General features: G+C 72.4%; 10 protein-coding genes. 5 read left to right on the forward strand and 5 right to left on the reverse strand.

Annotated elements, in window-relative coordinates:
- Window positions 1–44 precede the first annotated feature (44 nt).
- The 3 genes from ACFCY7_RS37320 to ACFCY7_RS37330 form a co-directional block, all read right to left on the reverse strand.
- Window positions 45–1,664 (reverse strand): cation acetate symporter, encoded by a 1,620-nt coding sequence (locus tag ACFCY7_RS37320; protein ID WP_376490529.1) that lies wholly within the window; start codon window positions 1,662–1,664, stop codon window positions 45–47.
- Window positions 1,661–2,263 (reverse strand): DUF485 domain-containing protein, encoded by a 603-nt coding sequence (locus tag ACFCY7_RS37325; RefSeq protein ID WP_376490530.1) that lies wholly within the window; start codon window positions 2,261–2,263, stop codon window positions 1,661–1,663. The genes ACFCY7_RS37320 and ACFCY7_RS37325 overlap by 4 nt, the downstream gene beginning before the upstream one ends.
- Before the next feature lie 849 nt (window positions 2,264–3,112).
- Window positions 3,113–4,078, reverse strand: coding sequence for a pirin family protein (locus ACFCY7_RS37330; RefSeq protein ID WP_376490531.1), 966 nt, complete (start codon window positions 4,076–4,078; stop codon window positions 3,113–3,115).
- Window positions 4,079–4,231: 153 nt separating this feature from the next.
- Here ACFCY7_RS37330 and ACFCY7_RS37335 point away from each other — a divergent pair, with 153 nt between their 5' ends.
- The 4 genes from ACFCY7_RS37335 (at window position 4,232) to ACFCY7_RS37350 (ending at window position 6,889) form a co-directional block, all read left to right on the forward strand.
- Complete coding sequence (locus tag ACFCY7_RS37335; RefSeq protein WP_376490532.1) at window positions 4,232–4,576, forward strand: tetratricopeptide repeat protein; 345 nt, start codon at window positions 4,232–4,234, stop codon at window positions 4,574–4,576.
- Window positions 4,577–4,628: 52 nt separating this feature from the next.
- On the forward strand, window positions 4,629–5,111 hold the full coding sequence (locus tag ACFCY7_RS37340) for a hypothetical protein (RefSeq protein ID WP_376490533.1): 483 nt from the start codon (window positions 4,629–4,631) through the stop codon (window positions 5,109–5,111).
- Between the two features lie 93 nt (window positions 5,112–5,204).
- On the forward strand, window positions 5,205–5,867 hold the full coding sequence (locus tag ACFCY7_RS37345) for a DUF305 domain-containing protein (RefSeq protein WP_376490534.1): 663 nt from the start codon (window positions 5,205–5,207) through the stop codon (window positions 5,865–5,867).
- Between the two features lie 128 nt (window positions 5,868–5,995).
- Window positions 5,996–6,889 carry a F510_1955 family glycosylhydrolase gene (locus ACFCY7_RS37350; protein ID WP_376490535.1) on the forward strand — a complete coding sequence of 298 codons (894 nt, stop codon included), beginning with the start codon at window positions 5,996–5,998 and terminating at the stop codon, window positions 6,887–6,889.
- 78 nt (window positions 6,890–6,967) lie between these two features.
- Here the strand turns inward: ACFCY7_RS37350 and ACFCY7_RS37355 are convergent, their stop codons facing one another.
- Both ACFCY7_RS37355 and ACFCY7_RS37360 read right to left on the reverse strand, forming a co-directional pair.
- On the reverse strand, window positions 6,968–8,677 hold the full coding sequence (locus tag ACFCY7_RS37355) for an amidohydrolase (protein ID WP_376490536.1): 1,710 nt from the start codon (window positions 8,675–8,677) through the stop codon (window positions 6,968–6,970).
- Window positions 8,678–8,757: 80 nt separating this feature from the next.
- A complete protein-coding gene (locus ACFCY7_RS37360; protein ID WP_376490537.1) occupies window positions 8,758–10,164 on the reverse strand; it encodes a purine-cytosine permease family protein in 1,407 nt (468 codons plus the stop codon).
- A 160-nt stretch (window positions 10,165–10,324) separates the two neighbouring features.
- Here ACFCY7_RS37360 and ACFCY7_RS37365 point away from each other — a divergent pair, with 160 nt between their 5' ends.
- Window positions 10,325–10,936, forward strand: a complete 612-nt coding sequence (locus ACFCY7_RS37365) for a TetR/AcrR family transcriptional regulator (RefSeq protein WP_376490538.1) — start codon at window positions 10,325–10,327, stop codon at window positions 10,934–10,936.
- Window positions 10,937–11,026 lie beyond the last annotated feature (90 nt).

The following is an 11,026-nucleotide window of genomic DNA, read 5'->3' on the forward strand; positions in this document are numbered from 1 at the left end:
GCCTGGAACTTCAGGCCGGGCGCCCTTTCGTCGGGGCGTGCGCGTCAGGACGGGGAGGCGCTGTTCGCCGCGGGGGTGCCGGCCAGGATCGTCTCCTCCACCGCTTCGTACCGCATGCGGTGGTCGGCCGGGTCACGTTCGTAGAGCACCGTGCCGAGCCAGCCCGCGAGGAAGCCCAGCGGGGCCGAGAGGATGCCCGACGTGGTGAACGGGAACCAGTTGAAGTCCTGGTCCGGGAAGATCGCCTGGGGCGATCCGGACACCAGGTTGCTGCCGGTCATGAGGACAATCGCGGAGACGCTGCCCACGATGAGGGTGAGGAGCAGTCCCGTACGGGAGTAGCGGCGCCAGAAGAGGCTGTAGACGAGGGCCGGTGCGACCGCGGACGCGCCGATGCAGAACGACAGGGTGAGCAGTGCCTGAAGGTTCAGATGCCGTGCACCGGCGGCGATCGCGATCGCCACGAACCCGACGCCCGCCGCGGCGGTCCGGGCGATGGCCATCTCTGTGGAGCCCTTCAGTTGCGCCTTGCGGCGCAACCCGTGCGTGATGAGGTCGTGCGCCAGGGTGTTGGCACAGGCGAGGGTGATCCCGGCGACCGAGGCCAGCAGGGTGAGGAAGACGGCTGTCGACACGGCCGTGAACAGCAGTGTCTCGAAGGTCGTCTGGTCCGTGCCCATGACGGCCTGGCTGACCATGAGGAACGCTGTCTTGCCCTGCGGGTCACCGGCGACGATCCCCTGGTGGCCGACGATCGCCGCCGCGCCGAAGCCGATGACGGCGATCAGCAGACAGGTCACGACGACGGTCGACACCGCCCAGGACATCGAGCGCCGCACGGCTGCCGCGCTGCGCGCGGTGAACATGCGCATGGTGATCTGTGGCAGCACCGCGGCGCCGAGTACGACCGTCAACTGAGTGCTGATCATGTCGAGTTCGTTGCCGCCGAACTGCAGACCGGAGGCGAGATAGGCGTCTCCCGCCCCGCTGCCACGCTTGGCTGCGTCCAGCAGGGAGGGCAGGCTGAAGTCGAAGCGGTTGAGGATGAGCGCGGCGATCGCGAGGGACGCGCCGAGCAGGGCGACGGTCTTGACGATCTGGATGAAGGCGGTGCCCTTCATGCCGCCGATCGCCGCGTACGCGATCATCAGCAGGCCCAGGAACACGATCGCCCCGGTCTTGAAGCCGTCGGAGTCGAAGCCGAGGACGACGGAGAGGAGGTCACCGGCGCCCGCGAGCTGGAAGACCACCAGCGGCAGCAGTGCGGTCAGGGTGACCGCGGCCGTGGCGATCCGCACGGCGGGGCCGGGGAGACGCCGGGTGAAGACGTCGCCGATCGTGAACCGGCCGGCGTTACGCAGCGGTTCGGCGAGCAGGAACATCATCAGGACCAGCGAGAGCGCGGTGCTCAGGGCGAGCGTGACGCCGTCATAGCCGACGAGCGCGATGATGCCGATGGTGCCGAGCACGGTGCCGGCGGAGATGTAGTCGCCGGCGATCGCGAGGCCGCTCTGCACGGGGGAGAGCGAGCGGTAGCCGGTGTAGAAATCGCCCAGGTCGTCACGATCGGGACCGGTCATCACGCACAGCAGCAGCGTGACGGTGATGACCGCGATGAACGCCATCAGCGACATGGTCTGGGCCTCGGAGCTGAAGCTGGTCATGCGCGCGCACCTCCGGTGGGCTGCTTCCACACGGGACGTCCGGAGCGGCTCTGACGTTCCGGCCGGGCCGCGGCTGCCGCGGCCGCCTGCTCGGCGCGTTCGCGGATCGCCGCGGCGAGCGGGTCGACGTTCTTGCGCGCGATCCGCTCGTACACCGCGATCGCAGCCAGCGCCACGGGCAACTGGAGGAGCCCCAGGACCAGACCGACGGTGAGACCACCGGTGATGTTGCCGGTCATCATCGAGGGGGCGTAGCCGGACAGGAAAAGGAAGATGACGAAGTAGCCGAGCGCGGTGAAGGTGGCGACGCGACGGAGCCTGCGGTAAGCCGATCCGAGCCGGTGCAGATCGTCACGATCGCCGGTGGCCGCGGGAGGCTGCGGCTGCGGGGACGCGTCCCAGGGCTGCTGCGCGGAGTCCCAGCCCTGCGGCGAGGAGTCCCACGCTCGCGGGGACGCGTCCCAGGCTGCCTGTGGATCGGTGTCCCAGGACGGCGATCCGCCCTCCCAGGACTGCGACGCCGCCTCTTGGCGGTGCCGCCCGGCATTCCGGTGCTGGGGTACGGGCGGTGGGCCCGGGAAAGGCTGGTGGTACGACATCGATCTTGCTCCTTGCCGCCCCGGGGAACGGGCGGGTGGCGCTGGTGGGTCCGCGTACGTTACTCATGGGTAGGGCTCCTGCGTAAGGGGGTTCCCGACCGCTCGGTATGTCGGTTCGGTGACGATCCTGTGCGCGTGGTGACGAAACCGGTCGTAACCCCGTCGTGGATCTTTCCGCAGGTCACGGGCGAGTCTCGGGACGCCCCTGGGGCCGGGCAGGCAGCTCGGCACGACCGGTCCGGCGAATGCGCCGGACGGGCCGACGATGCGCTCGCGTGGATGCCCTCGGCTGCACCCGGCCCGGATCGGCCCTGGCCTGCTGCCGATGACAGGAACGCCTCCGCCCAGGCCTCCGCCCGCCTGCAGCACCGGCCACAAGTCATCGGGCCCCAGCAGAATGACCGGGACGGCCTCCCGCCTCACCATCGGAAACAGCGGCTGGAGCAGAGCGTCGATCAGCCACTGTGGCGACTGGACCGGGGACGGGAACGAGGACATCGTCGCCCGCGCGGGAGGCGAAATCCGGATCCATCCTGGCCGCGGCGACGGAACCATCGGATCACCCACCGGACTCAACGGCGCGCTCTGCAACATCCTCCCCGACACGGCCCCACTCGTATCGGTGGGCGACCCGACCGGAGGCGCCTACCCGGATCCGGTCGCCCACTACAAGGTCGGCATTCAGCTGACCAGACCTGCTCGCACACGAGCACACCGCAGAAGCACGCCGCATCGGCTGCGCCGCTGGGAGGGACTGCGAAACCGCCCCTCCCAGCGACACGCCGACGAACCGGAGACATGGCCGATCGAACCTCCTTCCGGCATCGGCCACGAGGAGAAAAGCACAGGTCAGCGCACCCTCCCCCGCGCCTTCAGCTGGGTCGGCGGGACCTCCGGGGCGTCCAGGCGGTCGCCGTCGTAGCCCTTCACCTCGCCGAAGCGGTCGCCCTTCATCCACTGCTCGCGGGCCTCGCGGATCTCCTCGTCGGTGCGGGCGACGAAGTTCCACCACATGACGAGTTCCTCTTCGAAGGGTTCGCCTCCGAGGAGCATGAGGCCGGCGTCGGAGAGGGCGCGGAGGGGGAGGTCGGTGCGGCCGCAGCCGAGGTAGAGCATGGAGCCGGGGAGGAGGGGGACGCCGTCGACGTGGGCTTCGCCGGACATGGCGAGGACGGCGTACTCGAAGTCGGGGTCGAGAGGGAGGCGGGTGTCGGCGCCGGCGGTGAGGGTGAGGTCGGCGCCGACGAGGGGGGTGTACGTGGTGCCGGGGGAGGTGGCGCCGTCGAGGGTGCCGAGGATGACGGTGGCGGTGAGGCCGGGGGCGGTGACGTGGGGCAGGTCGGCGTGGTGCTGGAAGTGGGGCTCGACGTGGCGGTGGGCGTCGGGGAGCGCCACCCAGAGCTGGGCGCCGTGGAGGAAGCGGGCGTGCGGGCGGGGGCTCTCCTCGGAGTGGGAGATCGCCCGGCCTGAGGTCATGAGGCCCAGCTCGCGGGGGCGGATGGTCTGGAGGCTGCCGGTGGAGTCGCGGTGCAGGACCTCGCCCTCGTGCAGCCAGCTGACGGTCTGGAGCCCCATGTGCGGGTGCGGAGGGACCTGCATGCCCGGCTCGTCGGCGATGTCGTCGGGGCCGTAGTGGTCGACGAAGGCCCAGGCGCCGACCATGCGCCGGCCCAGGTTGGGGAGGAGCCGGCGGACCTCGGTCGACTCGCCGAGCTGGACGCGGCGGGGGCTGAGCAGCTCCCGTACCGGCTCGGCGACGACGAAGCCGCGGCCGCCGCACACGGTGGGCGTGGCCTGACGATCGAGATTGCTCATGTCGCTCAACCTTTTCCTGTCCGATTCCCGGGTGCCGGGGCGCTCCCGGGGAGGCGAGGCCGATCATGGTGGAATGTTCAACCATCCTGCTGTGTTGACCTGATCGACCACCCCACAGGGTGGCAGATCCAGGACTCTGGAAAGGGACAGCAAGTGAGCGACACGTACTACGAGTTCGGAACAGCCGGAGAGCGCTGGGACCGCGCCCAGCTGTTCTTCGAAGCGAAGGAGTACGGAACCGCCGTCCGCATCCTGCTCGGCCTGGTCGCCGAGCACCCGGAGCAGACGGCCCAGCGACTCCTGCTCGCCCGGGCCTACTACCACTCCGCCCAGCTCTCCAAGGCCGAGACCGAGCTCCGGGCCGTCCTCGACCGCGACCCGGTCGAGCACTACGCCCGACTGATGCTCGGCCGCACCCTGGAGCGCCAGGGACGCACCGCCGAGGCGGCGCCGCACCTGCGGATGGCCGCCGCGATGTCGGGTGAGCTTCCCGCCTGACGCGGATCAGATACCCCTGCACGGTATATTCCCCAGCCAGGAGGTCCTGGCTGTGGCTGCACACCGAGCGGAACGTGACAGACGAGCAGGAGGTGCCCTGGGGCACCTCCTGCTCGTCGTCGTGCTCGCGCTCGGGGTGTTCCTGATGCATGCGGTCGGGCACCCGGCGGGCTCCGGCGACGGCACGGACACCGCTTCCGCCGTCTCCCACGGGGCACCCGCGCACGCCGCGGGGGCCGCCGCGTCACACGGAACCGGAAGCCCTCACGGCCTCCACGGCTCGGCCGGCTCTGCCGCCACCGACGCCACCGACAGGAGCGACGCCCGGCACGATCCCGGTACCGGGATGGACATGACCACCCTGTGCGTGGCCGTCCTCGGTGCCTGGCTGCTGGCCGGGCTCGTACGGGCCGCGCTCGGGCGCCGCCCCGAGTGGCTCGCCCTCCTCCTCGCGCGGCTCACGCCCGCGCTGGGGCCTCACGCTCCGCCGCGCCGGCCCCCCGACCTCGCACTTCTGTCCGTCCTGCGGATCTAGGCCGTCACGCCACCGCGGGCGCTTCGCGCTGCCCGTGAACGTCTTCGACCTGCCTTCTTCCGTCAGTACGACCAGCACACGAGGTGTCACCACATGCGTGCCTTCACGAACCGCACCGCCCGGAAGTCCGCCCTCGTCGGCGCCGTCGCCGCGGCCGGGCTTCTGCTCTCCGCCTGCGGCACGGACGACGCGATGAGCGGAATGGACCACGGGGGCAAGCCCTCCACCGCCTCCGCCACTCCCTCCACGCCCGCGTCCGCCACCGCCTCGGGGGCCGCCGCCGAGACCGGCGCCCCCGGCGCCTTCAACGACGCGGACGTCATGTTCGCGCAGATGATGATCCCCCACCACGAGCAGGCCCTGGAGATGGCGAAGCTCGCCGCGGGCCGGGCCGAGGACCCCGAGGTCAAGGAGCTGGTCGCCGCGGTCGAGCGGGCCCAGGACCCGGAGATCACGAAGATGAAGGGCTGGCTCAAGGCGTGGGGCAAGCCCGCGTCCGCCGGTCACGGCTCCGGGCACGGCATGCCCGGGATGATGTCGGAGCGGGACATGAAGGACCTGGCCGCCGCCAAGGGGAAGGCCTTCGACCGCAGGTTCGCCGAGCTGATGATCGCCCACCACGAGGGTGCCGTCGCCATGGCCGAGGACGAGCGGAAGAACGGCGGCAACACCACGGCCAAGGCGCTCGCCGACGACGTCGTCCGGACCCAGTCCGAGGAGATCGGCGCGCTGCGGAAGATCCTCGACCGCCTGTGATCCCGTCCCCGTAAGGCGAGCACGCACGCGTGCCACGGCGGTCCGTTCCCTCCGGGACGGACCGCCCCGCCGCCGCGCCCCGCGCGCCCACGCACTCTCCGTACCCCCGCACCTGAGGCGAAAGAACGATGCAGACACACCCCTCCGGCCGCCGCCCGGCCGCCACGACCACCGCCGCCCTCACCGCCGCCGTCGCCCTGGCCCTGGCCCTCACCGCCTGCACTTCCACCGGCCCGGCCGGCACCGGCGCCGACTCCGGCGCCTCCCTCAGCCACATCCACGGCCTCGGGGCCCGCGGCGACACGCTCTACGTCGCCACCCACGAGGGGCTGCGCACGGCGGGCGCCGGCGGCCGGCCGGTACCGGTCGGCGACCGCCGGGACGACTTCATGGGCTTCACGGTCACCGCCTCGGGCACCTTCCTCGCCAGCGGGCATCCGGCCCCCGGCAGCGGCGGCCCCGCCGACCTCGGCCTCATCGCGTCGACGGACTCCGGCCGCTCCTGGCAGGAGAAGTCCCTCGGGGGCGAGGTCGACTTCCACTCCCTCGACGCCGCCCCCGACTCCACGGTCTACGGCTACGACAGCGCGAACGGGCTCCTGCGGGTCAGCCCGGACGGCGTGCGCTGGGAGGAGCGGGCCGCCCTGCGCGCCCTCGACATCGCCGTCTCCCCCGCCACCGCGGGCACCGTCCTCGCCACCACCGAAACCGGCGTGGTCCGCAGCACGGACGGCGGCAGGTCCTTCGCGCCCGCCTCCGGGCAGGTGCTCGCGTACGTGTCGTGGGGCGCGCCCGACGCCCTCTACGGCGTCGACCCGAGCGGCGTCCTCTTCCGCGGCGCGAACGGGGGCACCTCCTGGACCCGGGTCGCCTCCGTGCCGGGCGGCGCTCCGCAGGCGCTCACCGTCGTGGACGCCCGCCGGCTGCTCGTCGCCACGCAGGACGGGGTGTACGAGTCTCGGGACGCGGGCGGCCGCTTCGAGCGGCGGATGGCGGTGACGTCCGGGGAGGACGCCCACTGACCGCGCCGGGACTGCCGCGGGGGGCGGGTGCGGGCAGCTCGCGTCGCGCTCCCCGCACCCGTCACGATCCCGCGCCGGTCACTCCGCCGGAGCCCGTACGCCTGCCGGCGCACGCCCCGCGACGACCACTCCGCCCACGACGACGGTCTCCGCCACGGTGCTGGGGATCTCGTCGGGGGCGATGCGGAGGATGTCGCGGGAGAGGACGACGAAGTCGGCGAGCTTGCCGACGGTCAGCGAACCGCGTTCGTGGTCGAGGAAGTTGGCGTAAGCGGAGCCCATCGTGTAGCCCTCGACGGCGGTGGCGACGTCCAGGGTCTCGCCGGCCGTCCAGGCCGGTCCGCCGCCGGGCGGGCGGCGGGTGACGGCGGCGTGGATGCCGACCATGGGGTCCATCTCGGCGACGTTCCAGTCGCTGGAGAGGGCGAGGACGGCGCCGGCGGCGTGCAGGCTGCGGAGCGGCCAGGCCTTGTGCCAGCGGTCGGGACCGACGTTCTCGGCCCAGTCCTGGCCGGGTCCGGCGATGTCCGGGGCCGCGTGGCGGGGCTGCATGCAGGCGACGACGCCGAGTTCGGCGAAGCGCGGGGTGTCGTCGGGGTCGAGGCATTCGACGTGGACGACCTGGTGGCGCGCGTCGCGGGGCCCGTTGACGGTGCGGGCCCGCTCGACGGCGTCGAGGACGGTACGGATGCCCCGGTCGCCGGTGGCGTGGACGAAGCACTGGAAGCCGCGCGCGTCGAGCCGGGTGAGCAGCTCGGCGAACTCCTCGGGCGGGTAGAAGGTGTCGCCCCGGTGGTGGGAGCAGCCCGCATACGGCTCGAGGAGCGCGGCGGTGCGCGGTTCCACGACGTCGTCGATGTACAGCTTGAGCGGGCCGACCCGCATCCGGTCGTCGGCGAACTCCCTTGCGGCCTCCTCGAATTCGTCGAGATCCCGGTCGGTCGTGCCGCGCGGGTGGAAGAGCGCGGCGACGATCCGGGAGCGGAGCCGGCCCTCGGCTCGGGCGCGCTGGAAGAGGGCGAGGTCGTCGAGGGAGTTCTGGGGTTCGACGACGGTGGTGATCCCGTAGCCGATGGCGTCGTCCAGGCTCTTGGCGAGCCGGCCGTACTGGCGGTCCGGGGAGGCCCAGGGGAGGCCGAGCTCGCGGAGGGCGCGGTGGCCGTCGCGGGAGAGGCCCTTGACGGCGAAGTCCTTGACGAATCCGGTGGGTTCGCCGGTGGCGGGGTCGGTGACGGCCCGCCCGAAGGGAAGGTCGGTGTGGTCGCGGTCGACGCCGAGCCGCTCCAGCGCCGCGGTGTTGAGCCAGGCGGTGTGGACGTCGTAGCTGAGGACGAGGGCGGGGGTGTCGCCGGTGGCCGGGTCGAGGTCGGCGGCGGTGGGCATGCGCCCGTCGGGGACGGCGGAGTAGTCGAAGGCCTCGGCCTCGATCCACTCGGCGTCGGGGTGGGCCGCGTGCCAGTCCCGGATGCGCGCGTGGACGGCGTCGAGGGTGCGGGCGCCGGCGAGTTGGACGCAGGCGTCGTCGGAGCCGAGCCGGACGTGGTTGTGGGCGTCGACGAATCCGGGCAGGACGAGCCGCCCCCGGGCGTCGAGGACTTCGGTGCCGGGGCCGGTCCAGGCGCCCGCCCCGGAGTCGGAGCCGATCCACACGATGCGGCCGGCGCGGACGGCGAGCGCCTGGGCTTCGGGAAGCGCCGGGTCGACGGTGTGGATGCGGGCCCCGGTGAGGACGAGGTCGGCCGGGGTGGGGGTGGGGGTGGAGGTGGGAGTAGGGGTCGCGCTGTTCATGCGGGGTGACTCCGTGACGTGCGTACGGGGAAGGGGCGGGGTGCGGGGAAGGCGCAGGGGTGCGGGGAAGGCGCGGGGCCTCAGGGCCGCACCGGTGTGACGTGACCGCGGGCGAGGAGCACGTACACGAGGGCGGAGACGGCGGCCCCGAGGAGGGTGAGGTCCGCGCCGCCGAGGAGGGCGACGAGGGGGCCTGTCCAGAGTTCGGAGTCGCAGGTGAGGGCGGAGAACAGGAGGCCGGAGAGGAGGGCGGTGAGGCCGGCCGGGTGCCAGCCCGCGCGGTACCAGTAGGCGCCGCCGGCGCCCGTGTGCAGGCCGGCGGAGTCGTAGGTGCAGCGGCGGAGCAGCATGTCGGCGAGGAAGACCCCGCCCCAGGGGGCGAAGACGATGATCAGGAGGGAGAGGAAGGAGAGGAGCGAGGTCGTGAAGTCGGTGAGGAAGAGGGCACCGAGGGAGCCCGCGGCGGTGACGGCGGCGCTGATGACGATGGCGCGGGCGCGGCTCCAGGGGATGCCGAGGACCTGGAGGTTCAGGCTCGACGAGTAGAGGGTGATGATCGAGTTGGTGACGGATCCGCCGAGGACGAGGGCGAGGAAGAGGGGCTGGAACCAGCCGGGGAGGAGGCTCTCGGTGCCGGCGACGGCGTCGGTCATGTCCGCCTGGGTGGCCGCGGCCACGCCGGCGACGCCGAGGGCCACGGAGGAGAGGAACCCGCCCAGGGCTCCGCTCCAGGTGACGGCCTTGAGGGTGGTCGCGCGGGGCAGGTAGCGGGTGTAGTCGGCGGGCATGGGGAGGTACGAGAAGGGGCCCGCGAGCATGACGACGAAGGCGAGGCTCCAGCCGGAGGCGCCGGGCGCGGCGGCGGGTGCGGAGGTGTCGGCGCCGGGCAGGACGAGGACGAGCAGGACCGCGAAGCCGACGGCGAGGACGTACGCCATCCAGCGTTCGGCGAACTGGACGGTGGCGTGGCCCCAGAGCGCGACGGCGAAGGTCAGAGCGAGGGTGACGCCGAGGGCGAGGGCGCGGGAGGCGTGCCCGCCGTGCCAACCGAGGTCGGCGAGGAAGGCTTCGAGGGCGAGGGTGCCCACCACGGTGTTGACGACGGTGTAGCCGATGCTGACGATCCAGTTGAGGAGCCCGGCGGGCCAGTTCCCCCGGACGCCGAAGGCGGCCCGGGAGATCACGAGGGTCGCGGTGCCGGTGCGCACCCCGCTGAGGCCGGCCGCGCCGATGGCGAGGAAGGAGAGGCCGCCGATCACGACGACGGCGGTGGCCTGCCAGAAGGAGAGGCCGAAGGCGACGGCGAGGGCGCCGTTGATGACGTAGGTGAAGGTGAGGTTCGAGCCGAACCAGAGCCAGAAGACGTCCTTGGCGCCGCCGTGCCGTTCGGCGTCGGGGATGGGGTCGATGCCGTGTTCCTCGACCTGGAAGACCTCGTCGGTCGCCGTCCGGCCCGTGGTCACGGGCTCCGTGTCGTGTCCGAGCACACCGCGCTCCTGTCTTGAATGCCGTTCTAAGTGTTAGAACGGCATTCAAGATGTGCGATGAGTTCCGGCCACGTCAAGACCCTCTGAGGTTGCGGTTAAGGTCGGTCTCGCGGACAGCGGACGCACGAGGACACGGAACGGCAGGACGGGGAGGGCTGTGGTGGCAGGGGCGGCACGACGACGGGACGGACACGTCACCCAGGAGCGGATGCTCGAGGAGGCCATGACCGCGATCGCGGAGGACGGCCTCGCCTCGCTCACCATGTCCGCGCTGGCGGAGCGGCTCGGCACGAGCGGCGGCCACATCCTGTACTACTTCGGCAGCAAGGACCTGCTCCTGCTCGCCGCCCTCCGGTGGAGCGAGGCCGCGCTCGCCGAGGAGCGGCGCGCGCTCCTCGCCCGCCGGATCACCGCCGAGCGCAAGCTCGACCTCTTCCTGCGGCTCTACCTGCCCCGCGGCACCCGTGACCCGCGCTGGACGCTGTGGATCGAACTCTGGGCCCGCACCCCCGGCAACACCGCGCTCCGCGAGGCCCAGGAAGAGCTGGACTGGGGCTGGCAGGAGGACCTGGAGACCCTGCTGGCGGCCGGCGTCGCGCGCCGCCGCTTCGCGCCCCTGGACGCCGCCGCCCGCGCCTCCGAACTCCTGGCCCTGCTCGACGGGTTGAGCACCCGCGTCGTCCTGGGACAGGAGTCCGGGCGCGACCCGCGCCCCGCCCTGGAGACCGCACGCTCGGCGGCGCGGCTGCTCGTCGCTCCGTACGCCTCCTAGGGCCTGTCGTCACATTCCCGTCGTCGCCCGAAGGGCGGCCCCGCGGCGTCTGGTGCGTGCTCTCTGCGTGCCGGGTGGAAGTCCGCGTAC

This window comes from Streptomyces sp. NPDC056361 (genome assembly GCF_042262805.1).
In the GTDB taxonomy this organism is placed as follows: Bacteria; Actinomycetota; Actinomycetes; order Streptomycetales; family Streptomycetaceae; genus Streptomyces.

Excerpts from the sequence above, each read along its gene's own strand:
- ACFCY7_RS37320 (WP_376490529.1), bottom strand. The coding sequence starts at position 1,664 with ATGACCAGCTTCAGCTCCGAGGCCCAGACCATGTCGCTGATGGCGTTC.
- ACFCY7_RS37325 (WP_376490530.1), bottom strand. The coding sequence starts at position 2,263 with ATGTCGTACCACCAGCCTTTCCCGGGCCCACCGCCCGTACCCCAGCAC.
- ACFCY7_RS37330 (WP_376490531.1), bottom strand. The coding sequence starts at position 4,078 with ATGAGCAATCTCGATCGTCAGGCCACGCCCACCGTGTGCGGCGGCCGC.
- ACFCY7_RS37345 (WP_376490534.1), top strand. The coding sequence starts at position 5,205 with ATGCGTGCCTTCACGAACCGCACCGCCCGGAAGTCCGCCCTCGTCGGC.
- ACFCY7_RS37350 (WP_376490535.1), top strand. The coding sequence starts at position 5,996 with ATGCAGACACACCCCTCCGGCCGCCGCCCGGCCGCCACGACCACCGCC.
- ACFCY7_RS37355 (WP_376490536.1), bottom strand. The coding sequence starts at position 8,677 with ATGAACAGCGCGACCCCTACTCCCACCTCCACCCCCACCCCCACCCCG.